This is a genomic window from Streptomyces sp. NPDC002055 (assembly GCF_040296705.1).
Classification (GTDB): Bacteria; Actinomycetota; Actinomycetes; order Streptomycetales; family Streptomycetaceae; genus Streptomyces.
In genome coordinates, this window is record NZ_JBEOXS010000056.1 from 21,495 (window position 1) to 45,802 (window position 24,308).

Annotated in this window: 20 protein-coding genes; 15 read left to right on the forward strand and 5 right to left on the reverse strand. The window is 71.6% G+C overall.

Annotated elements, in window-relative coordinates:
• Positions 1–78: 78 nt before the first annotated feature.
• From ABT112_RS27580 to ABT112_RS27610, 7 genes are all read left to right on the forward strand, one after another.
• Positions 79–1,851: an ABC transporter substrate-binding protein gene (locus ABT112_RS27580; protein ID WP_351514047.1), complete on the forward strand. Its 1,773-nt coding sequence runs from the start codon at positions 79–81 to the stop codon at positions 1,849–1,851.
• 119 nt (positions 1,852–1,970) lie between these two features.
• Complete coding sequence (locus tag ABT112_RS27585; RefSeq protein WP_351514048.1) at positions 1,971–2,969, forward strand: ABC transporter permease; 999 nt, start codon at positions 1,971–1,973, stop codon at positions 2,967–2,969.
• Entirely contained in the window at positions 2,966–4,063 is a 1,098-nt protein-coding gene (locus ABT112_RS27590; RefSeq protein WP_351514050.1) for an ABC transporter ATP-binding protein, read from the forward strand. Before ABT112_RS27585 ends, ABT112_RS27590 begins: the two co-directional genes overlap by 4 nt.
• 20 nt (positions 4,064–4,083) lie before the next feature.
• The gene (locus ABT112_RS27595; protein ID WP_351514052.1) at positions 4,084–5,235 is read left to right on the forward strand and encodes an ABC transporter ATP-binding protein; all 1,152 of its coding nucleotides are present in this window, start codon (positions 4,084–4,086) and stop codon (positions 5,233–5,235) included.
• Between the two features lie 34 nt (positions 5,236–5,269).
• Positions 5,270–5,932 (forward strand): trimeric intracellular cation channel family protein, encoded by a 663-nt coding sequence (locus ABT112_RS27600; RefSeq protein WP_351514054.1) that lies wholly within the window; start codon positions 5,270–5,272, stop codon positions 5,930–5,932.
• A 208-nt stretch (positions 5,933–6,140) separates the two neighbouring features.
• Positions 6,141–6,995, forward strand: a complete 855-nt coding sequence (locus ABT112_RS27605) for a thioesterase family protein (protein WP_351514056.1) — start codon at positions 6,141–6,143, stop codon at positions 6,993–6,995.
• Positions 6,996–7,256: 261 nt separating this feature from the next.
• Complete coding sequence (locus ABT112_RS27610; RefSeq protein ID WP_351514058.1) at positions 7,257–8,426, forward strand: cysteine desulfurase family protein; 1,170 nt, start codon at positions 7,257–7,259, stop codon at positions 8,424–8,426.
• Between the two features lie 198 nt (positions 8,427–8,624).
• Here ABT112_RS27610 and ABT112_RS27615 read toward each other — a convergent pair whose 3' ends face one another.
• Entirely contained in the window at positions 8,625–9,266 is a 642-nt protein-coding gene (locus ABT112_RS27615) for an N-acetylmuramoyl-L-alanine amidase (protein ID WP_351514060.1), read from the reverse strand.
• An 89-nt stretch (positions 9,267–9,355) separates the two neighbouring features.
• Here ABT112_RS27615 and mnmA point away from each other — a divergent pair, with 89 nt between their 5' ends.
• Together mnmA and ABT112_RS27625 are read left to right on the forward strand one after the other, a co-directional pair.
• On the forward strand, positions 9,356–10,504 hold the full coding sequence (gene mnmA, locus ABT112_RS27620; protein WP_351514062.1) for a tRNA 2-thiouridine(34) synthase MnmA: 1,149 nt from the start codon (positions 9,356–9,358) through the stop codon (positions 10,502–10,504).
• Between the two features lie 207 nt (positions 10,505–10,711).
• Entirely contained in the window at positions 10,712–11,149 is a 438-nt protein-coding gene (locus ABT112_RS27625) for a hypothetical protein (RefSeq protein ID WP_351514064.1), read from the forward strand.
• Positions 11,150–11,335: 186 nt separating this feature from the next.
• On the opposite strand, the gene ABT112_RS27630 is transcribed toward ABT112_RS27625, so the two are convergent.
• The 4 genes from ABT112_RS27630 to ABT112_RS27645 all read right to left on the reverse strand — a co-directional run bounded on the left by ABT112_RS27630 (position 11,336) and on the right by ABT112_RS27645 (position 14,787).
• The gene (locus ABT112_RS27630; RefSeq protein WP_351514066.1) at positions 11,336–11,944 is read right to left on the reverse strand and encodes a hypothetical protein; all 609 of its coding nucleotides are present in this window, start codon (positions 11,942–11,944) and stop codon (positions 11,336–11,338) included.
• A 184-nt stretch (positions 11,945–12,128) separates the two neighbouring features.
• On the reverse strand, positions 12,129–13,343 hold the full coding sequence (locus ABT112_RS27635; protein WP_351514068.1) for a hypothetical protein: 1,215 nt from the start codon (positions 13,341–13,343) through the stop codon (positions 12,129–12,131).
• Positions 13,344–13,693: 350 nt separating this feature from the next.
• Positions 13,694–13,978 (reverse strand): DUF397 domain-containing protein, encoded by a 285-nt coding sequence (locus ABT112_RS27640; protein ID WP_351514069.1) that lies wholly within the window; start codon positions 13,976–13,978, stop codon positions 13,694–13,696.
• Positions 13,975–14,787: a helix-turn-helix domain-containing protein gene (locus ABT112_RS27645; RefSeq protein ID WP_351514070.1), complete on the reverse strand. Its 813-nt coding sequence runs from the start codon at positions 14,785–14,787 to the stop codon at positions 13,975–13,977. Before ABT112_RS27645 ends, ABT112_RS27640 begins: the two co-directional genes overlap by 4 nt.
• Before the next feature lie 875 nt (positions 14,788–15,662).
• Between ABT112_RS27645 and ABT112_RS27650 the strand changes: the two genes are divergently transcribed.
• The 6 genes from ABT112_RS27650 to ABT112_RS27675 all read left to right on the forward strand — a co-directional run bounded on the left by ABT112_RS27650 (position 15,663) and on the right by ABT112_RS27675 (position 23,949).
• Positions 15,663–16,637 (forward strand): RICIN domain-containing protein, encoded by a 975-nt coding sequence (locus ABT112_RS27650; RefSeq protein ID WP_351514072.1) that lies wholly within the window; start codon positions 15,663–15,665, stop codon positions 16,635–16,637.
• Between the two features lie 52 nt (positions 16,638–16,689).
• The gene (locus ABT112_RS27655) at positions 16,690–17,229 is read left to right on the forward strand and encodes an LOG family protein (RefSeq protein ID WP_351514074.1); all 540 of its coding nucleotides are present in this window, start codon (positions 16,690–16,692) and stop codon (positions 17,227–17,229) included.
• 37 nt (positions 17,230–17,266) lie between these two features.
• Positions 17,267–17,956, forward strand: a complete 690-nt coding sequence (locus ABT112_RS27660) for an SDR family oxidoreductase (protein ID WP_351514075.1) — start codon at positions 17,267–17,269, stop codon at positions 17,954–17,956.
• A 437-nt stretch (positions 17,957–18,393) separates the two neighbouring features.
• Complete coding sequence (locus ABT112_RS27665) at positions 18,394–19,350, forward strand: methionine synthase (RefSeq protein ID WP_502975468.1); 957 nt, start codon at positions 18,394–18,396, stop codon at positions 19,348–19,350.
• A gap of 31 nt (positions 19,351–19,381) precedes the next feature.
• Positions 19,382–21,562 (forward strand): NAD-dependent DNA ligase LigA, encoded by a 2,181-nt coding sequence (gene ligA, locus ABT112_RS27670; protein ID WP_351514079.1) that lies wholly within the window; start codon positions 19,382–19,384, stop codon positions 21,560–21,562.
• Positions 21,563–21,783: 221 nt separating this feature from the next.
• On the forward strand, positions 21,784–23,949 hold the full coding sequence (locus ABT112_RS27675) for a putative bifunctional diguanylate cyclase/phosphodiesterase (protein ID WP_351514081.1): 2,166 nt from the start codon (positions 21,784–21,786) through the stop codon (positions 23,947–23,949).
• Positions 23,950–24,308: the final 359 nt, after the last annotated feature.

The following is a 24,308-nucleotide window of genomic DNA, read 5'->3' on the forward strand; positions in this document are numbered from 1 at the left end:
CCCTGCCGATCCGTCGGGCGGCCATTCCACAACAGTCGTCGCCCGGTGGGCCGCGACCATCACGGAGGTTGCTAGATCGTGAGAACGAACCACGCTTCGAGACGCAGACTGGCCGCCGGCTCGGCCCTCGTCGTCGCCGCCCTGCTGGGCACCGCCGCATGCGGTGGCGGAGGAAAGGACGACGACGGGAAGGGAGGTGCCCCCGGGTTCAACGCCGCCGTCGGCAACATCGCCAACGCGTCGGCGAAGAAGGGGGGCACCCTCAAATTCATCGGCACCCAGGACGCCGACTCCTGGGACCCGCAGCGCGGCTACTACGGCTTCATGTGGGACTTCGCGCGGTTCTACACGCGTCAGCTCATCTCCTTCAAGACCGCGCCGGGCAAGGCCAGCACCGAGCTGGTGCCGGACATGGCCACCGACACCGGCAAGGTCTCCGCGGACGGCAAGACCTACACCTTCACCCTGCGTGACGACGTGACCTGGGAGGACGGCAAGCCCGTCACCGCGCAGGACATCAAGTACGGCATCGAGCGGATCTGGGCGCAGGACAAGATCTCCGGCGGTCCGATCTACCTTCAGCAGGTCCTCGACCCGAAGAAGGAGTACGCGGGTCCGTACAAGGACAAGAGCAAGGACAAGCTCGGCCTGAAGTCCATCGAGACCCCGGACGAGAAGACGATCGTCTTCAAGCTGCCGAAGGCCAACGGTGACTTCCTCCAGATGCTGGCGATGCCCTCGGCGACGCCGGTGCGGCAGGACAAGGACACCGTGGAGAAGTACGGCCTGAAGCCGTTCTCCAACGGCCCCTACAAGTTCGACTCCTACACCCCCAACAAGGGGATCGCGCTCTCCCGGAACGCCGAGTGGAAGAAGAGCTCGGACCCGATCCGCAAGGCGCTGCCGGACAAGATCACGGTCAAGCTCACCACCAACGCCGACGACATGGACAACCGGCTGATCGAGGGCGACTACGACCTCGACATCAACGCCACTGGCGTCGGCGCGGCCGGCCGCCAGAAGGCGCTGCGGAACCACAAGGACAACCTGGACAACCCGCAGACCGGCTTCATCCGGTACGCGGTGTTCCCGCAGACGGTCAAGCCGTTCGACAACGTCCACTGCCGCAAGGCGGTCATCTACGGCTCCGATCACAAGTCGCTGCAGAACGCCCGTGGCGGCCCGATGGCGGGCGGCGACATCGCCACCAACATGCTGCCGCCGGCGATCAAGGGTTCCGACCCGAAGTACGACCCCTACGGCGTGCTCAAGAACAAGGGCGCCGCGAACGTCGCGAAGGCCAAGGCCGAGCTCAAGGCCTGCGGCAAGCCGAACGGCTTCAAGACCACCATCGCGGTCCGCAACAACAAGCAGCAGGAGATCGACACCGCGCAGTCGATGCAGGCGTCGCTGAAGAAGATCGGCATCGAGGCCGATGTCGACCAGTACGACGGCGCCCAGAGCTCCGGCATCATCGGCGCACCGAAGAACGTCGAGAAGAAGAACTACGGCATCATCATCATGGGCTGGGGTGCCGACTTCCCGTCCGGCCAGGGCTTCTCCCAGCCGCTGGTGGACGGCCGGTTCATCCTCGACAGCGGCAACAACAACTTCTCGATGCTGAAGGACCCGTCGATCGAGAAGCTCTTCGACAAGGGCCTCGCCGAGACGGACCCCGACAAGGCGGCCGACTACTACCGGCAGATCAACGAGAAGGTCTCCGAGCACGCGGTGTACCTGCCGTTCACCTTCGAGAAGAACATCATCTGGCGCAGCTCGCGGCTGACCAACGTGTACACGGCCGACTCGTACAACGGCCGCTACGACTACGCCTCGCTCGGCGTCAAGTGATCACCCGTACGCTTCCCACGGCGCATCGCCGCTAGGCACGAAGGGCAGGTGATGGCCGCGCGCGGTGGCTCGGGGGACCTCTGCGGAGGTCTCCCGGGCCGCCTGCCGGGCCGACTGCAGTGCTCGCATACCTCATCAGGCGGCTGGCCGCCGTTGTCTTGATGCTGCTCGTGGTCACGCTGGTGACGTTCGGCATCTTCTTCATGATCCCGAAGCTGACGGGCAGCGACCCTGCCGCGATGTTCATCGGGAAGCAGGCGGACCCCGCGGCGATCGAGGGCGTCCGGCAGAAGCTCGGCCTGGGTGATCCGATCCTCGTCCAGTTCTGGGAGTTCGTCCGCGGCATCTTCCTCGGCCGCGACTACGTGGGCGGGGGCTCCTCCGTCCACTGCGAGCGGCCCTGTTTCGGCTACTCGTTCCGCAATGAGCAGGCCATCTGGCCGGTCCTCCTCGACCGCCTGCCGGTCACCCTCTCGCTGGCCGCGGGCGCCTGTGTCCTGTGGCTGCTCGGCGGCGTGACCACCGGCATCGTCTCCGCGCTCAAGCGGGGCTCGCTGCTGGACCGTTCGGCCATGAGCATCGCCCTCGCCGGCGTCTCGCTGCCGATCTACTTCACCGGTCTGCTGTCCCTGGCGATCTTCAGCTACCAGCTCGGCTGGGTCGAGGGCGAGTACGTGGAGTTCGCCGAGAGCCCGGGCGGCTGGTTCGGCGGGCTCGTCCTCCCCTGGGTGACCCTCGCCTTCCTGTACGCGGCGATGTACGCCCGGCTCACCCGGGCCACCATGCTGGAGATCCTGGGCGAGGACTACATCCGCACCGCCCGCGCCAAGGGCCTGCGGGAGCCGGTCGTCATCGGCAAGCACGCGCTGCGCTCCACCATGACGCCGATCCTCACGATCCTCGGCATGGACCTGGGCGCGCTGGTCGGCGGCGCGATCCTGACGGAGACCACCTTCAACCTCCCCGGCCTCGGCCAGGCGGCGGTGAAGGCGATCGGCGACCGGGACCTGCCGCTGATCCTCGGCGTGACCCTCATCGCGGCGGCGGCCGTGGTCGTGGCCAACCTCGTCGTGGACCTCCTGTACTCCGTGATCGACCCCCGAGTGAGGCTCTCGTGACGGATCTGACCAAGTCCGGCGCCGTCGGCGAGCCGGTCGCCACCGCCTCTCCCGCGGCGGAGGCCTTCCTCGACGTGCGGGATCTGCGGATCCACTTCCCGACCGAGGACGGTCTGGTGAAGTCCGTGGACGGGCTCTCCTTCCAGCTGGAGAAGGGGAAGACGCTCGGCATCGTCGGCGAGTCCGGCTCCGGCAAGTCCGTGACCTCGCTGGGGATCATGGGCCTGCACAAGGTGGGCCAGTACGGCCGGGGACGGGCGCAGATCTCCGGGGAGATCCGGCTGGACGGGAAGGAACTGCTGTCGGCCGACCCGGAGGAGGTGCGCCGGCTCCGCGGCCGGGAGATGGCGATGATCTTCCAGGACCCGCTGTCCGCGCTGCACCCCTACTACACGATCGGCGCCCAGATCGTGGAGGCCTACCGGGTCCACCACGACGTGGACAAGAAGACCGCCCGCAGGCGCGCGGTCGAACTGCTCGACCGGGTCGGCATTCCCGAGCCCAAGGCCCGGGTGGACAGCTATCCGCACGAGTTCTCCGGCGGCATGCGGCAGCGCGCGATGATCGCGATGGCGCTGGTCAACAACCCGGAACTGCTCATCGCGGACGAGCCCACCACCGCCCTCGACGTCACCGTCCAGGCGCAGATCCTCGACCTCATCCGGGACCTGCAGAAGGAGTTCGGCTCCGCGGTCATCATCATCACCCACGACCTGGGCGTCGTCGCCGAACTGGCCGACGACATCCTGGTGATGTACGGCGGCCGCTGCGTGGAGCGGGGCCCGGCGGAGAAGGTCTTCTACGAGCCGCAGCACCCCTACACCTGGGGCCTGCTGGGCTCCATGCCGCGGATCGACCGGGAGCAGACCGAGCGGCTCATCCCCGTCCAGGGCTCCCCGCCCAGCCTGATCAACGTCCCCGGCGGCTGCGCCTTCCACCCGCGCTGCCCGTACGCGGACGTGCCGGCCGGGGGCGTCAGCCGCACCGAGCGCCCCGAGCTCCGCGAGGTGGCGGGCGGGCACCACGCGGCCTGCCACATGACGCAGGAGGACCGGACCCGGATCTGGACCGAAGAGATTGCCCCGAAGCTGTGAGCAAGGCAAAGGACGCCGAGATGACGATTCCGGAGCAGGCCGCCGCATCTCCTGAGCCGCTGCTCAAGGTGTCCGGGCTGGTCAAGCACTTCCCGATCAAAAAGGGACTGCTGCAGCGCCAGGTCGGAGCGGTCCAGGCCGTGGACGGCCTCGACTTCGCCGTACGGCCGGGGGAGACCCTGGGCGTGGTGGGCGAGTCGGGCTGCGGGAAGTCGACGATGGGCCGGCTGATCACGCGGCTGCTCGAACCGACCGCGGGGAGGATCGAGTTCGAGGGCAAGGACATCACGCATCTCGGCACCGCCGGGATGCGGCCGATGCGCCGCGACGTCCAGATGATCTTCCAGGACCCGTACTCGTCGCTGAACCCGAGGCACACGGTGGGCTCCATCATCGGGGCGCCCTTCCGGCTCCAGGGCGTGGACCCCGACGGCGGGGTGAAGAAGACGGTGCAGGGACTGCTGGAGCTGGTCGGCCTCAGCCCCGAGCACTACAACCGCTATCCGCACGAGTTCTCCGGCGGTCAGCGCCAGCGCATCGGCATCGCCCGCGCGCTGGCGCTCAAGCCGAAGCTCGTCGTCGCGGACGAGCCGGTCTCGGCGCTGGACGTGTCGATCCAGGCGCAGGTCGTCAATCTGCTGGACGACCTCCAGCAGGAGCTGGGCCTCACCTATGTGATCATCGCGCACGACCTGTCGGTCATCCGGCACGTCTCCGACCGCATCGCGGTGATGTACCTCGGCAAGATCGTGGAGCTCGCCGACCGCACCTCGCTGTACGAGACGCCCATGCACCCCTACACCCGGGCGCTGATGTCCGCGGTGCCGGTGCCCGACCCCCGGCGGCGCACCGAGCGCAACCGCATCCTGCTCAAGGGTGACGTCCCCTCGCCCATCTCGCCGCCGCCCGGCTGCCGCTTCCACACCCGCTGCTGGAAGGCGACCGAGCTCTGCTCGACGCAGGAGCCGCCGCTGGTCCAGCTGCGGACGGGCCACCAGGTGGCCTGCCACCACCCGGAGAACGCCCCCGACCAGGCACCGGCCGACACCCCGCTGGAGGGCGCCGCCGACGCGATCGGCCTCAGCACGGCCGCCGCCGGCGCGGACGCCGACGGGGAGGCCACGGGGCCCGTGCGCGGGAGGAACGTGAGCAAGGAGACCGGCACGGAGTAACGGCCCCGGGGCGGACCGGCGGCATGATGACCGGGTGCTCCTCACCGATCTGTACACCCCTTCCGTCCAGCACTCCCTGGACCTCGTCGGGATCTTCGTCTTCGCGATCTCCGGTGCGCTGCTCGCCGTGCGCAAGAACTTCGACGTGTTCGGTATCGCGGTGCTCGCCGAGGCGACGGCGCTGGGCGGAGGGGTGGTGCGTGACCTGATCATCGGTGCCGTCCCGCCGGCCGCCTTCACCGATCTGGGCTACTTCCTGATGCCGCTGGTCGCGGCGACCTGCGTCTTCTTCCTCCACCCGCAGGTCGAGCGGATCAACGGCGCGGTGCTGGTCTTCGACGCCGCGGGCCTCGGACTGTTCTGCGTGGCGGGCACCACCAAGGCCCACGAGTACGGCCTCGGGCTCACCCAGTCCGCCGTCCTCGGCCTGGTGACCGCGGCCGGCGGCGGTGTGCTCCGCGACGTGCTCGCCAACGAGGTGCCCTCCCTGCTGCGCTGGGACCGCGACCTCTACGCGGTGCCCTGCATCGTGGGCGCCACGATCACCGCCCTGCTCATCCGCTTCGACGGGCTCAACGCGCTGAGCAGCGCGAGCGCGGCGGTCATCGCGTTCCTGATCCGGATCCTCGCCATGCGTTTCGGCTGGCGTGCGCCCCGCGCCTGGCACCGGCGTTCCTCGGCGGTGGAAGAGGCCTGACCCGGACCGTCGTCGGTGCCCCGAACGGTCTCCGGCCCCGGGGACGGGGTGCGGCCGCGCCGGTCGCCGCGCGCTGCCCGGTGGCTGCCCCCGGCCGGGCGGGGGACGGGTTCCCGGACCGGCCCGCGGGCGCCGGATCCCGGGGCTCCGCTGTGATGTTCAAGACAACACTACCCGCCGGTAACTTCTCGGTGTTAGCGTGCAGCGCATGGCACAGGCAGCAGCTCAGGCAACCATCGGCAGCAGCGAGTTCGACCGCGATACGGCCGTCGTGCAGCGCGCCCCCGGCGTCTACGACGCCCGGCTGTCCGAGGGCTGGACGATCATCCAGGCGGTCAACGGTGGCTACCTGCTCGCCGTCCTCGGCCGCGCCCTCGGCGAGGCGCTGCCGCACCCGGACCCCTTCACCATCACCGCGCACTACCTGACGGCCTCCACCCCGGGCCCGGCCGAGATCCGCACCGAGACCGTCCGCACCGGCCGCACCATGTCCACCGGCACCGCCACCCTGGTGCAGCGGGCCGAGGACGGCTCGGACGTCGAACGCATCCGCGTCACCGCCCACTACGGCGACCTCGCGGCCCTCACCGACGAGGTCCGCACCACCGCGAAGCCCCCGGCCATGCCCCCGTACGAGCAGTGCCTCGGCGCGAACGACGGGCCCGGGGCCAGTGTCATCCCCGGCAGCAGCGCCATCACCGACCGCCTCGACCTGCGGCTGGACCCGGCCACCGCGGGGTGGGCGGTCGGCTCCCCCTCCGGCAACGGCGACATGCGGGCCTGGTTCGGTCTCGCCGACGGCCGCGACCACGACCCGCTCTCGCTGCTGCTCGCCGTGGACGCGCTGCCGCCCACCGCCTTCGAACTCGGCGTCCTCGGCTGGGTCCCCACCGTCGAACTCACCGTGCACGTCCGCTGCCGGCCTGCCCCCGGCCCGCTGCGCGTGGCGATCGGCACCCGCAATCTGGCCGGCGGCTTCCTGGAGGAGGACGCCGAGGTCTGGGACAGCGAGGACCGCCTGGTGGCCCAGTCCCGGCAGCTGGCGCGGGTGCTCCAGGTCTGACGAGCGGGGCGGGACCCGGGCCGGGGGCACGGTCGCGCCCGGTGCGGATGTGCTGGTGCGGATGTGCCGGGGCGAGGGCGGACGGCGGGGGCGCGCCCGGCCGGTGCCGAGGCGCCGGTGCCGACGGCGCCGGAGCGGAGGGCGCCGGTGCGGAGGGAAGCGCTCCGCCGGGCCTCCTCCCGGCCGGTCGTCCGCCACCCGGTCATGAGCCGGTACGCGCCTTAACCCCGCCCCGCCGCGGCTCGTAGAATCGGGGGCACCATGGCCTACCTCGACCACGCCGCCACCACCCCGATGCTCCCGGAGGCGGTGCAGGCGATGACCGCTCGGCTCGCCGTCACCGGCAACGCCTCCTCCCTGCACGCGGCGGGGCGCAGAGCCCGCCGCGCCGTCGAGGAGTCCCGGGAGCACCTCGCCGCCGCGCTCGGCGCGCGCCCGAGCGAAGTGGTGTTCACCGCGGGCGGCACGGAGTCCGACAACCTCGCCGTGAAGGGCCTCTACTGGTCCCGCCGGGCCGCCGACCCGGCCCGGATCCGCGTCCTGGCCAGCCCCGTCGAACACCACGCGGTGCTGGACGCCGTCGACTGGCTGGCCGAGCACGAGGGCGCGCGCGTCGAGTACCTGCCGGTCGACGGCTACGGCCGGGTCCACCCCGACGCGCTCCGCGACGCCATCGCGCGCGACCCGTCCGACGTCGCCCTGGTGACCGTCATGTGGGCGAACAACGAGATCGGCACCGTCCAGCCGGTCCGGGAACTCGCCGCGGTGGCGGCCGAGTCCGGCATCCCGATGCACGCCGACGCGGTCCAGGCGTTCGGTCAGCTGCCCCTCGACTTCGCCGCTTCCGGCCTGGCCGCCATGACGGTTTCCGGCCACAAGATCGGCGGCCCGTACGGCATCGGCGCCCTGCTCCTCGGCCGGTCCCAGGCCCCCGTACCGCTGCTGCACGGCGGCGGCCAGGAGCGTCAGGTGCGGTCCGGCACTCTCGACGTGCCCTCCGTCGCCGGGTTCGCCGCCGCCGCCCGGCACGCCGCGGAGCACCAGCCGGTCTTCGCCCGGGAGATCGGCGCGCTGCGCGACAAGCTGATCACCTCGGTCCTGGCCGCCGCCCCCGACGCGATCCTCGGCGGCGACCCCGACCCGGACGGCCGGCTCCCCGCCAACGCGCACTTCTCCTTCCCCGGCTGCGAGGGCGACTCCCTGCTGCTGCTCCTGGACGCCCAGGGCATCGAGTGCTCCACCGGCTCCGCCTGCACCGCGGGCGTCGCCCAGCCCAGCCACGTGCTGCTCGCCACCGGCAGCGACCCGGAGCTGGCCCGGGGCACGCTGCGCTTCTCCCTCGGGCACACCTCGACGGAGGCCGACATCGACGAGCTGGCGGCGGCGATCGGCCCGGCGGTGGAGCGGGCCCGGAACGCCGGCCTGAGCTGAGGCCGTCCCGGCCGCCGGGGCTGCCGGAGCCGCTGGGGCCACCGAAGCCACCGGGGCTGCCGGAGTCCGCTGGGGCCACCGGAGCCGCCAGGGTCACCAGGGCACCCGGAACCGCCGGCGGCCACTGCACCCGGCAGCGCCATCGGAACCGCCCGGCGCGGACGGCCCGGCCGGGCAGCCGGGCGGGGCCCCAGCCCCTCAGGCCCGCCGCACCAGCCGCAGATAGCGGTCCCAGTCCCAGTGCGGACCGGGACAGGTGTGGTCGGTGCCCGGCACCTCCACATGCCCCACGATGTGCTCGCGGTCCTTGGGGATGCCGTACCGCTCGCAGATCCCCGCGGTCAGTTTCGCCGACGAGCGGTACATGACATCGGTGAAGAACTCCGGCCGGTCCACCCAGCCCTCGTGCTCGATCCCGATGCTCCGCTCGTTGTAGGGGCGGTCACCCGCGTGGAACGCCACGTCCAGCTCGCGGATCATCTGCGCCACATGCCCGTCCTTCGAGCGCACCACGTAGTGCGCGGCGGCGCCGTGACCGGGGTCCTTGAAGACCTTCAGGGTGAGCGGATAGGTGGCCTGCGGAACATGGATCACCACCCGGTCGATTCGGTAGTCCGCCGGCCGGTCGGCCCGCCGCCAGTTCGCGTCGGACGCCGGTATCCACTCCGCGCCGCGGTGATCGAGCTCCCCCGGTCTGCGCGGCTTGTCGTTCCCCGGGAGCCGCCACCACAGCCGGGACAGCGAGTCCGACGCGAGGTACCCCGCCGCGCCCAGGACGGCCGCACCTCCTCCGACCAGCACCGCACGCCGGCCGACCACCCCTCGGGACCGCTCTTCCATCCCGCCCCTGCCTTCCCGGCGGCCCTCCCGGCCACCGATTCGACAACGGCTGCGGACACTCGTCCGGTTCCCCTTACCCTGGTAGAGCTATGAACGACTTTCCCGGTGCTCCCTCCGGCCCCCGCGACGGCGGCCGCCTCCGTGTCCTCGCCGCCATGTCCGGCGGTGTCGACTCCGCGGTGGCCGCCGCCCGCGCCGCCGAGGCCGGCCACGACGTCACCGGCGTCCACCTGGCCCTCTCCGCCAACCCGAAATCCTTCCGCACCGGGGCCCGCGGCTGCTGCACGATCGAGGACTCCCACGACGCCCGCCGGGCCGCCGACGTCATCGGCATCCCCTTCTACGTCTGGGACCTCGCCGAGCGCTTCCGTCAGGACGTCGTCGAGGACTTCGTCAACGAGTACGCGGCCGGCCGGACCCCCAACCCCTGCCTGCGCTGCAACGAGAAGATCAAGTTCGCCGCGCTGCTCGACAAGGCGCTGGCGCTGGGCTTCGACGCGGTGTGCACGGGCCACTACGCGACCGTCGTCGTGACCGGGGACGGCTCCCGCGAGCTGCACCGGGCCTCCGACATGGCCAAGGACCAGTCCTACGTCCTCGGCGTACTCGACGAGAAGCAGCTCGCCCACGCCCTGTTCCCGCTCGGCGACACCCTCACCACCAAGGACGAGATCCGCGCCGAGGCCGAGCGCCGCGGCCTGGCCGTCGCGAAGAAGCCGGACAGCCACGACATCTGCTTCATCGCCGACGGCGACACCCAGGGCTTCCTGGCGAAGCACCTCGGCACCTCCGAGGGCGACATCGTCGACGAGGACGGCACCCGGCTCGGCGGCCACAGCGGCGCGTACGGCTTCACCATCGGCCAGCGCAAGGGACTGCGCCTGGGCGTCCCGGCCGCCGACGGCAAGCCGCGCTACGTCCTGGACATCTCCCCGGTGAACAACACCGTCACCGTCGGCCCCTCCGACGCCCTCGACGTGAGCGGCCTGACCGCGATCCGGCCCCGCTGGTGCGGCACCGCCCCCACCGGCCCCGGCCGCTACACGGCGCAGCTCCGTGCCCACGGCGGCGAGACCGAGGTGACGGCCGAGCCTCTCGACGGGGAGCTGCGGGTCACCTTCGCCGAGCCGGTCCGCGGGGTGGCCCCGGGCCAGGCGATCGTGCTGTACGACGGCACGCGCGTGGTCGGCTCGGCCACGATCGCCACCACCGAGCGGGCGAAGGCCACGGCGGGCTGAGGCTCCGGCGGGCCGCTGCCCGCCCGTCCCACGGACCGCATTCCGGAGCCCGCGAGTCTGGTTGTGGGGATATCGGTGATGCTGTCGAGGAGCGTGTTATTTCCGTCGCAGCGGAGATCAACGAGCCCTATTCTTCTGCGTGTTGTGGATCCGGCGCATGCCCACGGGGGGTGAAGGCCGGGCCACGGAAAACGGGAGGAACAACAAGTGAAGAAGGCTCTCAAGGGCCTGAGCGTCGGCTCGGTCGCGCTCGCCTGCGTGCTGGTGTCCGGAACCGAGGCCCTGGCGGCCGAGGGGCACGGCGCCCGCTACGGCGGCTGCCGCAACTACATCAAGGTCTGGCGCAGCGGCGGCAAGGTTGTCGCCCAGGGGAAGATGATCTGCAACCAGCGGGTCAGCATCATGCGCCCGGACGCTGCGCTCTCCTCGTACAAGAACGGCAGCCTCCAGGACGTCACGGGTGGCGGCCTGCACGGCTGCCACCGCGCCAAGAAGTGCTACTCCAAGAAGGTCTCGCTGAAGGCCCACAAGGGCTGGAAGTACCACGCCACCAACATCGGCACGGCGTCCCTCGCCGGTCCGAACCAGGGCGACATGGTCTGGCCCCGGCGCACCAACGCCAAGGTCTGGTACAAGGTCCGCTGACCTGCGCCTGATCCGCACCTGACCCGCACCGCTGACGAGCGGCGGGCGGTCGGCGGACTGCCGCCGGTGACCTGACCACCCGGCGCGCCGGGTACGCGGAGTTTCCGCCTGCACCACGTGTGGCTGTCGTCCCCTTCGGGACGGCAGCCACACGGCGTTTCATGGGCCCGCGGGCCGGTCCGCCGGTCAGCGCCTGCGGCGCAGCCCCGCGCAGCACACCACCGCAGCGGTCAGCCCGAAGAGCCCCGCGGTGAACCATGCGTCCTCCGACGTGTGCGAGGCACCGGGACGGTCCGGCAGGCGCGGCGCCAGCATCCCGAAGGGATCCTGGCGGAGCGTCACGCGGTCCGGGCGCTCGAAGGAATCGGAACAGTTCTCCTGCTCGCCCAGCTCGTACATCGTGTGATTGCCGCCGGTCTCCACCACGGTGCAGCGCGCCTGTTCGCCCCGCCACTCCACCCCCGTGACGACCACCGGGGAGCGGACCCCGACCCGCTCCATGTACAGCCCGTAGAGCCCGGCCCCCGCGCAGATCCCGAGGACGACGCCCAGGACGGCGACGAGCAGGGCGGCCCACCTGCGACGCCAGACCCCGCCGACCAGCACGACGGTGGTGGCGAGCGTCGCCAGGGCGACCACGGCGCCGCAGAGGTTGGTCGCCGGATGCGGGAACGCGCCGAGCACGGAGGCCGTGGCGAACCCGGCGGGCACGAGGAGAGCCCACACCAGTGAGTTGAGGAGACTCGGGTGAGCGTCCGGGATGTCAACGGCCTTCTCCGGTACGGAGGATGACACGGTCCCTGCTGGTCGCACCCGGTTTCCCTCTCGGTCGTGTGCGGGTCGAATCCAGCATGCACGACGGGACGAGAGCGGACGCGTGCGGGGGATGGGAACCGGCCGTACCCGGGCGGTGCTTGAAGGAGCATCACCTCGGGCCAGTCCGCCGACGTGCCGTGCAACCCGCGTACCACGCGGGTGCTCATGCGACGTGTGCGCGGTCACCGGTCACGTGATGATCAGGTGTCCGGCCCTCGTCCCGCCGCCGGCAGTCGCGGCAGTGGCCGGGGCGTTCGGCACGGAAGGGCCGGTCGCACCCCGGGCACTCCTGGAGCGGAACCACCCGGGGCGGAGCCGGGACGGGTGCGGGCTCCGGTGGGCGGAACGCGGCGAGCCGGTGGGCGACCAGCCGGGCCGGACGGTGGGTGAACCGGTCCGGGAGGTGCGCTGTCAGCGTGGCGGTGATCTGAGCCGGTCCGGTGCCGCGTGCCAGCCAGTCGGCCACGGCGGGTGCCAGCGCGGCGACCTCACGCTCCGAGAGGAGCAGCCGGGAATCATGGTGCCGTAACCCGGAGAGCAGGGCGGTCGCTTCCGGGGCGACGGGTGCGGTGGGGCGCTGCGGAGCAGGTACGGCGGCTGGGCCCGGGGGAGCGCTGGGTGGCTCGGCTCCGGTCGCGGACGTGGCTCGGTGTACGGGAACGGCGTCGCGAGGGGCGGCTCCGAGGATGCCGGGGATTCCGGAGGCGGGCATGGCTCCGGGTGGCGGCAGGGGCGCCGATTCGGCAGCGGTTCCGGCTACGGCGGGGGTGTGCGGGGCCGATGACGGAGCCGGCTCCGGTTGCGGGCCCGAGGCCGAGGCCGGACCGGGGAGCGGGGGCGGTCCTGGGTGGCGCTCCGGAGCCGGTACCGACGCCGCTGCCGGGCGCTGTGCCGGGACCGAGGCGGTTGCCGGACGGGAGGACGGTGCCGCCGGGGCACCGCGCCGGGCCGGTGAAACCGGACCGGACACCCGCTGGGGTGCGCGGTCGGCAGGCCGGGACGGCGCCCGGACCGGCGCCGCGCCCGCCGCGCCCGGCAGGTCGTAGACGAAGGTCCGGGTGACGATCCGGCCGTCCCCCGCGCGCTCCACACGGCGCTCCAGCCAGCCTTCGGCCTCCAACTCCCGCAGCGCGCGGGAGATGCGGGTCTCGCCCTCGGCGAAGTGGGCGCAGAGCGCGTCGATGGTGATCGGGACGCCGTCGGGCAGCGACAGGATGTACGCCGCCACACCGACGGTGACGGCGCTGCCCGCGCGCTGCGTCAGCCGGTTGGCGAGCACGGTGAAGTGCGCCGTGAGGCGGGTGCGGATATGGGTGACGCCGGAGGACGGAGCTCCGGCGGACGGGCGTGAGGGCGCAGTAGACTGTGCGTCAGCCATCGGGAAGGTATCGCTTCCTGATCGGTCAGGCCCTCGATCGGGATTGCCGTCCCGGCCGGGGGCCGATGTTGTGTTCGGGGTGTTGGCGTGAGCCTAGCCGGACCCTCGACGCATATGCACCCAACTCACCCGATGGGGTGAGAGGTTGGGGAGGAGGGATGGAGTTCTCTTCCTCGGTTCTTGGGTAGCCACCCGGACCACCGGATCCCGGCGCACCGGGCCCTGGTCCGCCGCCACCGGGACCCGGCCCCTCGGGATCCGGTCCGACCTGCGAAAACAGCAATGCGAAAGGCCCCGCTGGGAGCGTGCTGCTCCTCGCGCGGGGCCTGTGGCGCGCTCCCGGAATCGGATCAGTCGGCCGACACCGTCGCTTGCCGGGAGGCGTAGTCGAGGAAGGCCGACCAGGCGTCGGGGGTGAAGTTCAGGGCGGGGCCGGAGCGGTCCTTGGAGTCCCGTACGTGCACGGCTCCGGGGCAGGTGGCGACCTCCACGCACTGACCGCCGTCGCTGCCGCTGTGGCTGGACGTGCGCCACTCGACGGCGACCTCGATGCACTCACCCCCGTCGCTCCCGCTGTAGCTGCTCTTGAACCACATGAGGTCGGCTGAACTGCGCGGTGCGCGTTCGGTGTTCATGATTCTCCTGCCAATGAACGCTCGATGTGCTCCGTCGACTCCTCCGGGGAGAGAGCCTGCGAACGGATGATCCCATAGCGGTGGGTGATGACACTGACCTCTTCGGGCTTCGAGACGAAGTAGCTGCCGCGTTGCCCTTCGACATAGGCGATGGTCCGGTGGTCAGGCGTCTCCAGCAGTGTCATCGGACCGTCGAGCCCGGCGTGCGTCTCCCGACTGTCGGGCATGACCTGCAACACCACGTGCGGCAGGGCTGCGCAGGTGAGCAGCTGGCGAAGCTGACCGTCCCGCACCGTGAGGCCGCCGATCGTTCTCCGTAGGACCGACTCTTCCAGCACGAAGGTCAGCCTGGCGGGCGGCCGTCGTGTCAGCAGCTTGCGCTCCATGCGGGCTTGGACCGCACGCTCGACGTCTTCTTCGTCCAAGGCAGGGCAGCGTGACCGGAACACCGCCCGGGCGTACTCCTCCGTCTGTAAGAGTCCGTGCAGCACATGAGTGCTGTAGACATGCAGCGCCAGCGCCTCCGCCTCCAGCTGCACGTACTCCTGCGCCCAGTGCGGGTGGTCCTCCCGTTCCATGTGCGGGGCGAGCACCGCCAGCATGCCGTTGGCGCCCAGTGCTTCGTCCACGCGCTCGATGTAGGCCGGCTGCGGGGAGCGTTCGCCGCGTTCCACCATCGCGATCAGTGAGTCCGAGTAGGTAATGCGTTGCGCAAGTTCCTTTTGCGTCAAACCGCGACGCTCTCTGAGGAATCGTGACTGGATTCCGAAGATGTGAAGGCTGGACGGTGGTTGATCCTGTCGGGTCATGGGGGCTTCCTCACTGACGCCGGGTCGTACCGGATTGCACCAACCACACAACAGGCCCGTATCGCCGCACCCGTTGTGCGATGTCGTTGACCACGCTAGGGATGCGGCGAAAGCGTTGTCGGCATGACCGAGAACCTCCCCACGTTTCAGCGACCCGCCCCCGAGCGCGGCCCCGTGTCAGCCCCTCCCGCGGACCCCACCTCCGCTCCCGCCCTGGCCGGTGGCCTGAGGCTGCTCCCCTGGCCCACTCCGGACGGCAGGCCGTGTTATCTCTCTTCCGACGGAAACGGCCGGCTGGCCGAACTCGCGGATCGTGTCGAGGAAATGCAGCTGAGGACCGGAGAAGAAATTCTCGGCCACGCCCGGAGGATGCTCGCGGACCACACCGTGCCGACCCGGGAATTTCGCTTCCTTTCCTCCCGGCTCGCGGAGGCTCTCCACGATGCTCTCCGCATCTCGGAAAGTCGTGGCATGCGCGTCTAGCACGGTGGGATTACCGGCGGAAACACCTCCCGCGAGAATGTGGACGGAATGCTTGGCTGGGTATTCTGATTGTGATTTTCGCAGGTGAGGGCCGTGGTGTGAGCGCAGCCTGATGGCAGGACTGCTGATGTCGCAAGACCCTGGACTTTGCCCACGGTTGGGCGTCAGTATGGGGCAAGTCATCGCTTGACAGCGTCCTGCCGGTGCCCCAAGGATGGCGGCGCCTTCGGGTTCAGTTGTCGTTCCTGTCCAACAGTCTGTGACGAGAAGCCCACATGACATCCGGCTGTCTTTTTTGTAACTCCTCGAATCCCGAGGGTGAGTGCCAGAACTGCGGGAGTATTGACGGGCTGTCTAATTCCTCGGCGAAGTCGTCCGCAACGGTTTCCGTTGTGCCGGGAAACTCTCCGGTCTTCCTGCCGGATGCCCGAATCCCGTTGGATCCGGCGGTCGTTGACGCCTTCGACGAAAGATCCGGCAGCGCGGAGGGGTACGAGCGGAACGCCGCCTCCGAGCCGGCCACCACCCCGTCCCCGGTCGGCTGGGCACAGTGGGCCGCCCGATGGGGACTCTCCGCGCTCCGCCCCGGCCGGCGGCAGCAGGACGGCCGGCGCGACCCGCGGTCCGGCGAACGCTCCGACCCGCTCTCGGACCGCCTGGTGGGAGCAGGCCCCGCCGTCATGGTCTGCATCAGCATCGCCGTGCTCTCGGTGCTGGTCGTCCTCTCCGTGTCCGAGCCCCCCTCGACGGAGGAGGAGCCGGTCGCGGCGTGGCCGCGGAAGGCGGCACCGCCCTCGTTCGGCAACGGCGCCGTCCCGACCGCCGAGGAGAGCCCGTCCGAGCAGCCCGACGACAAGAAGAAGCCGTCGAAGTCGGCCGAGCCCACGCCGTCGCCCACCCCGAAGCCCACCCGGCACAAGAAGCCCGGGGCCGGCGTCACCTCCGCCCCGCCGCGCACGGAGCGCCCCGCCCTCGCCTATCTGAACGCGGCGTCCAGCCACTGCCTGGACCTCCGGTACGGCTACCGCGACCCCGGCACCCAACTGCAGATCTACAACTGCCACGGATCGGAGAACCAGCAGTTCACCTACACGGAGACGGGCGAATTCCGGGTCTTCGAGGACCTCTGCATGACCTCCACCAACGGCGCGTCGCGCGGCTCCCCGGTGGTGGCCGACCCGTGCGACGGCGGCTCCGCACAGCAGTGGCACACCGAGGCCGACGGCACGGTGCGGCAGGCGGGCCTCTGCCTCGACGTCCTCAACGAAGGGCGTGACCCGGAGACCCCCGTCCAGCTGTGGGACTGCGGGAGCGCCGAGAACCAGCGCTGGCTGCCGACCGTCTTCCGCCAGGGGCAGGTCTACTGACGGCCGGAACGACGGGTACGGTTCCGGATCCGCCCGTCCTAGGGTGAGGGCCATGAACATCTGCGTCTTCTGTTCCGCGGAGAACCTCGACGAGCGGTACACCCGCCCCGCCCGCGAGTTCGCGCGGCTCATGGGGAAGGGCGGGCACACCCTGGTGTGGGGCGGCTCGGATTCCGGGCTCATGAAGGTCATGGCGGACGGGGTGGAGGCCGCGGGCGGCCGGCTGGCCGGCGTCTCCGTGGAGTTCCTGTCGCACCTGGCGCGGACCGGCGTCGACGAGATGGTGGTCACCAAGGACCTCGCCGAACGCAAGGCGGAGCTCCTCGCCCGCGCCGACGCCGTCGTGATCATGGTGGGTGGCATGGGCACGCTCGACGAGGCCACCGAAATCCTGGAATTGAAGAAGCACGGGCTGCACGACAAGCCGGTGGTGCTGCTCAACGCCGCCGGGTTCTACGACGGGCTGAAGCAGCAGTTCCAGCGGATGGACGCGGAGGGCTTCCTGCCGCGCCCCCTCTCCGAGCTGGTCGTCTTCGCCGAGGACGGCGCGGAGACGATCGCCCGCCTGGAGGAGACCGTCGGCTCGGGGTGAGACGGGCGGCGGCCCCGCGGTGAGGCAAGCTGGGGGCATGACTGCACATCTGATCACCGGCGCCGGGTCCGGCATCGGCGCCGCCGTCGTCGACACGCTGGCCGAGCGGGGCGACGAGCTGTGGCTGCTGGCACGCGACGCGGGCCGGGCCAAGGAGCTGGAGAGCCGGTTCCCCGGCGCCCGCACGGTCGTCGGAGACCTCGCGACGCCGGAGAAGCTCTCCTGGGCGCTCAGCCACCAGGCCCTGCCCGACCGGCTCGACTCACTGGTGCACAGCGCGGGCGTGGTGGACCTCGGCAGCATCGCCGACCTCACCCCGAAGACCTGGAACGCGCAGCTCGCCGCCAACCTCGTCGCCCCTGCCGAGCTGACCCGGCTGCTGCTGCCGCAACTTCGGGCCGCCCGCGGCCAGGTGGTGTTCGTGAACTCGGGCGCCGGGCTGCGCACCAACCCCCAGTGGGGTGCCTATTCCGCCAGCAAGCACGGCCTCAAGGCGCTGGCCGACGCCCTGCGTGCCGAGGAGCACGACAACGGCGTGCGCGTCACCTCCGTCTACCCCGGCCGGACCTCCACCCCCATGCAGGCCAAGGTCCACCAGCAGGAGGGCAAGGAGTACGACGAGGCCCGCTGGATGGACCCGGCGTCGGTGGCCCGGACGGTGCTGACCGCACTGGACCTGCCGCGGGACGCGGAGATCACCGACCTGTCGGTGCGTCCGGGCGCCTGACCTGACCTGACCTGACCTGAGCCGAGCTGACGTGACCTGATCGGGCCGGGCGGGACCTGAGCTGATCGGCCCGGGCGGACCGGGCCCGGTCGACGTGCGGGGCGAGCCCGGCCCGGATACGGCCGGACCGGAGCGGACCGGGGCGCGGCGGCGGAATCGTGCCCCGGAGCCGGCCGGACCGGGCGCGGCCGCACGCGCGCCCCGGTACCGCCCCGGCCCCCACCGCGCGACGGGATCGCCCACCGCCCGACGGGACGCGCCCGCCGCCCCCGCCGCCCGCCGGAACGCCCCCGCCGCCCGCCGTCCGGCCCCTCCGGCAGGTGATCACGGCCGCTCGGCCGGGGAATTCCCGGGGCGGCCGGTCCCGTACGCTTCCCGACGTGAGTACGGAGACCAAGTTCGCACTGCCCGCCGGCTCGGCCACCGGGGTCGGCTCCATGCCCGGGACGGACGCGCGGGAAGCCGCGAAGACCGTCACCGGATCCCTGGAGGCCCTCCCGCATCTGCCGGAGCTGCCCGCGCGCGGCCCCGGCGCCGACATGATCGGCCGCACCGCCGGGCTGCTGGTCGAGATGTACGCGCGGGTGGAGCCCAGCGGCTGGCGGTTCGGCGACCGGCCCGGCCGCGACACCCGGCGCGCCTGGGCGTGGCTGCGCGAGGACCTGGACGCCTTCGAGGAGTTCACCCAGGGCTACGCGGGGCCCCTCAAGGTGCAGGCGGTCGGCCCGTGGACGCTGGCCACCGCCCTGGAGCTGAAGAACGGCGAGGCCGCCCTCGCCGACCCGGGCGCCTGCCGTGACCTGGCCGGATCCCTGGCCGAGGGGCTGCGGGCGCACCTCGCGGAGGTGCGCCGCCGGGTGCCCGGCGCGGAGGTGGTGCTGCAGCTCGACGAGCCGTCGCTGATCTCCGTGCTGCGCGGCAGCGTCAAGTCGGCCAGCGGCTACCGCACGCACCGGGCCGTGGACCGCGCCGTCGTCGAGGGAGCGCTCCGCGACATCCTGGCCGCCGCCGGCGACAGCCCCACCATCGTCCACTCGTGCGCCCCCGACGTGCCCTTCGCGCTGCTGCGGCGGGCCGGAGCGGCGGGCATCTCGTTCGACGCCGGCCTGCTCACCGAGCGTGACGACGAGTCGATCGGGGAGGCGGCCGAGGCCGGTACCAAGCTGTTCGCCGGAGTCGTCCCCGGTACCGACACGGCATTGTCCGACCCTGCCGGTAGCGTCATGGGTGTCAGGACGCTGTGGCGCAGGCTGGGGCTGTCACCGGCGACTCTTCCCGAGTCCGTGGTGGTCACCCCGTCGTGCGGTCTGGCGGGCGCCTCACCGGCGTACGCCCGGGCCGCGCTCGCCCACTGCGTCCGGGCGGCGAGATCACTCGCAGACAACCCTGAGTGACGACACTCGCGGACTACGGGAGGACGAGACGGTGGCTGGCGAACAGGCGGCAGTGCCCGCGGAGATCCGGGATCAGCACCAGCAGCTGGCGGAGCAGGTCGAGGAGCACCGCTTCCGGTACTACGTGAAGGACGCCCCGGTCGTCAGCGACGCGGAGTTCGACCGCCTGATGCGGTCCCTGGAGGCCCTGGAGGAGCAGTACTCGGAGCTGCGCACCCCGGACTCGCCCACCCAGAAGGTCGCGGGCGCGTACGAGACCGAGTTCACCGCCGTCGAGCACCGCGAGCGGATGCTCAGCCTGGACAACGCCTTCGACGACGAGGAGCTGGCAGGCTGGGCCGACCGGATCGCCCGCGAACTGAGCGGCACGGAGCACCACTTCCTGTGCGAGCTGAAGGTGGACGGGCTCGCCGTCAACCTCACCTACGAGCACGGCCGGCTGACCCGCGCCGCCACCCGGGGCGACGGGCGCACCGGTGAGGACATCACGCCCAACGTCCGCACCATCGCCGACATCCCGGAGCGGCTCAGCGGGGAGCGCATCCCGGCCCTGGTGGAGATCCGGGGCGAGGTGTTCTTCCCCATGGAGCGCTTCCTGGAGCTGAACGCGCGCCTGGTGGAGGCGGGCAAGCCGCCGTTCGCCAACCCGCGCAACGCCGCCGCCGGTTCGCTGCGCCAGAAGGATCCCAAGGTCACCGCCACCCGGCCGCTGCACATGGTCGTGCACGGCATCGGTGCCCGGGAGGGCTTCGACATCGCCCGCCTCTCCGAGGCGTACGGCCTGCTGCGCGAGTGGGGCCTGCCGACCTCCCGGCACAACAAGGTCGTGACCTCCCTCGACGCCGTCCGGAAGTTCATCGGCTCCTACTCCGGCGAGGCCCGGCACTCCGTGGAGCACGAGATCGACGGCGTGGTCGTCAAGCTGGACGAGATCCCGCTCCAGGGCCGGCTGGGCTCCACCTCGCGGGCACCGCGCTGGGCCATCGCCTGGAAGTACCCGCCGGAGGAGGTCAACACCAAGCTGGTGGACATCCGGGTGGGCGTGGGCCGCACCGGCCGGGTCACCCCGTACGCGGTGGTGGAGCCGGTGACGGTGGCCGGCTCCGAGGTCGAGTTCGCCACCCTGCACAACCAGGACGTGGTCAAGGCCAAGGGCGTGCTGATCGGGGACACCGTCGTGCTGCGCAAGGCGGGCGACGTCATCCCCGAGATCCTCGGTCCGGTCGTGGACCTGCGGGACGGCGGCGAGCGGGAGTTCGCCATGCCGGCCGCCTGCCCCGACTGCGGCACGGAGCTGCGCCCCATGAAGGAGGGCGACGTCGACCTGCGCTGCCCCAACGCCCGTTCCTGCCCGGCCCAGTTGCGGGAGCGGGTCTTCTATCTCGCCGGCCGCAAGTGCCTGGACATCGAGAACTTCGGCTATGTGGTGGCCTCGGCGCTGACCCAGCCGCTGGAGCCCGCCGAGCCGCCACTGCGGGACGAGGGGGACCTCTTCGACCTGACGGTGGAGAAGCTGCTGCCCATCCGCTCCTATGTGCTGGACCCGGACTCGGGGCTGCCCAAGCGCGACCCGAAGACGGGGGAGGAGAAGGTCGTCACCCTCTTCGCCAACCAGGACGGCGAGCCGCGGAAGAACACCCTCGCCATGCTGGAGCACATCGAGGCGGCCAAGCAGCGCCCGCTGGCCCGGATCATCACCGGGCTGTCCATCCGGCACGTCGGTCCGGTGGCGGCGGAAGCGCTGGCCAGGGAGTTCGGCTCGGTGGACCGGATCGCCCGGGCCGACGAGGAAGAGCTCGCCGCGGTCGAGGGCGTGGGGCCGACCATCGCCGCGTCGGTGAAGCAGTGGTTCGCCGAGGAGTGGCACCGGGAGATCATCGAGAAGTGGCGGGCCGCCGGTGTCCGGCTGGAGGAGGAGGGCGGCGAGGAGCGCGGCCCCCGTCCGCTCGACGGCCTCACCGTCGTCGTCACCGGCACCCTGGAGTCGTACACCAGAGATGGCGCGAAAGAGGCGTTGCAGAGCCGCGGCGCCAAGGTGACCGGTTCCGTTTCCAAGAAGACCAGCTTCGTTGTCGTAGGTGACAACCCCGGATCGAAGTACGACAAGGCAATCCAGTTGAAGGTGCCGGTCCTCAATGACGAGGGCTTTTCCGTGCTGCTCGAACAAGGCCCCGACGCGGCGCGGGAGACGGCCGAGGTGTCACCCGAATAGCCGTCAGGCATCACCCGTTCGGTGCATATCAGATGCATCCGGTTGCCCCGGCCGCATTCGGGCAACCGCTGCGGATCGCTGCCCCTTCCAGCCTTCTCCGGCCTACTGTTGAGGTGTGCGCCTGCCGTGCACGGCTGCGTGGTGGGACCTCAGACGTGGTGGCATCGGACGGAGATGCCACCGACGTGGCGTTGGCACCGCCGGCTGTGAGAGGGACGGGAATGAAACCGACCGAGAGCGCCGAACCGGTGTCACGGCTGCGCCGGTTCACCGCACCGGTGAGGATGTCGGTCGCCGCAACCGTCGTGGCCGGGCTCGCCCTGGCCACCGGCGTCGCCCGGGTGCTCGCCGAGGGGCATGCGCTCTTTCCGGGCGGCGTCGTCGGCTGGTCGCTGGCGCTGCTCACCGGCGTCATCGTCGGCCACCTGGTCGCTCTGGGCCGGGACCGCTGGTGGGGCGGCACCGGCTCCGGCGCCGCCCTCACCCTCGCCGTGCTGCTGCTCTACGGCTGGCTGGCCGCCGTGCTGGTCAGCCTGGCCGTCGTGGTCCTGGTCAGCGCCGCGCGCCGGCACCGCTGGCGGCAGGGCGTGCTGCACGGGGCGGCGGACATCCTGGGCCTCGGCGCGGCCGGCCTGGTCCTCGCCGCGTTCGGCACCGTCCCCACGGTGGAACAGCCCTGGCGGCCGGACACCTGGACCCTTCTGGTGCTGCCCGAGGTGGTGCTGGCGGCCCTCGGCTACCTCGTCGTGACCCGGGTGCTGCTCTGGTACTGCACGGCCCCGAACGCCGGCCGGCTGCCCACCGTCGCCCGAACGGCCCTGGCCCGCCAGGGACTCGTCGCGGTTGCGCTGCTGGGCATCGCCCCCCTCGTCTGCGTGGTGGCCACCACCATGCCCTCGGTGCTGCCGCTGTTCGCGGTGCCGCTGGTCGCCCTGGACTCCACCCTGTGGATCGCCCGCGCCCGCGCCGAGGAACAGCTCCGCGACCCGCTCACCGGGCTGCCGAACCGTCAGTGGCTGCTGGAGAGCGCCTGGGCCGCCCTGGACGACGCGGAACGGCTCGGCACCCGGTCCGCCCTGGTACTGATCGACCTCGACCGGTTCCGATCGGTCAACGACACCCTCGGTCACCTGGCGGGGGACCGGCTGCTGCTGCAGATCGCCGAGCGGCTCCGGGCCGCCCTGCCGCACACCGCCGGTCCCGCCCGCCTCGGCGGCGACGAGTTCGCCGTCCTGCTGCCCACCGTCGACTCCACGACCAGCGCCCAGCAGGTGGCCCGCCAGCTCGTCGCCGAGCTCGGCTCACCGCTGAACCTCGACGGCCTGACTCTCGTCCTGGAGGCCAGCGCCGGCGTCGCCGTCTTCCCCGATCACGCCCTGGACGCCGAGGGCCTGCTCCGCCGCGCCGACGTGGCGATGTACCAGGCCAAGCGGGACCGCAGCGGGGTCGAGGTCTACGAGGCCAAGCGCGACGGCAACACCCCCGACCGCCTCGGTCTCCTCGGCGACCTGCGCCGCGCCCTCGACGCGGGCGAGGTGGAACTGCACTACCAGCCCAAGGTCGGCTTCGACGGCCGGGTGAACGGGCTGGAGGCGCTGGTCCGCTGGGTGCACCCGGAGCGCGGCCGGGTCAGCCCGGACGAGTTCATCGCCATCGCCGAGTCCTCCGGCCTGATGCCGCACCTCACCGAGTACGTCCTGGAGACGGCCCTCGGCCAGGTGGCCCGGTGGCGGGCGGCCGGCATCGAGGTGCCGGTGGCGGTGAACGTCTCCCCGCGCGACGTGCACAGCCCCGGCTTCGCCGGCGCGGTCGCCGCCCGGCTCGCCCGGCACGGCGTCCCGCCCTCAGCCCTCCAGCTGGAGATCACGGAACACGTCCTGCTGGAGGACCCGCAGCGCGCCGCCGACGCCCTGGCCGGCCTCACCGGGCACGGGGTCAAGATGTCCCTCGACGACTTCGGCACCGGCTACTCCTCGCTGGTCCACCTGCGGCGCCTGCCGGTCAGCGAGCTCAAGATCGACCGCTCGTTCGTGGCCCGGCTCGCGGTGGACAACGAGGACGCCGAGATCGTCCGCTGCACCATCGACCTCGCGCACTCCCTCGGACTGCTGGTCGTCGCGGAGGGCGTCGAGGACGACGAGACCTGGGAACGGCTCCGCGACCTCGGCTGCGACGCCGTCCAGGGCTGGCTGGTCGCCGCGGCCATGCCACCGGACGAGACCACCGCGTGGCTCCGCCTCCGCAGCAAACACGGCTGGCGCCGCCCCACCCCCACCCCGGCCCTGGACCCCCCACCCCGCCCCGCCCTCACCACCACCCCGCCCCCCGAACCCCAGCACCACACCCCCGAGGAATCCCCCCGCCCCTCCAGCCAACCGGTGAACTGACCCCCTCCACCCACACCCGTCAGCCTCACCGCACGAGACCCATGCCACGACGGAACTGCTCCGGACACGAGGACGTCAGGCGGCCGGGCGCCCCCAGAGACGCACCACGACGGGGAATGTCAGCGAGCAGAGTGCCGGACGCATGAGGCGGTCCGCAGGCTCGATGTACACGACGGCGCGGTGCCACCGGCCCGGCCCGGACATGACGGCAGCGGGTGCCGCAGGGCGGCGGGGTAAACGCAAGGGGGTGGGGCCACCGGGCGGGGTGGTCCGGACGTAAGGGGGTGGGGGCGCAGGGGTGGGGGGGTGGCGGCACAACCCGGTATTTGTGGGGCCCCCCCGCCCGGAACAATAAGGTG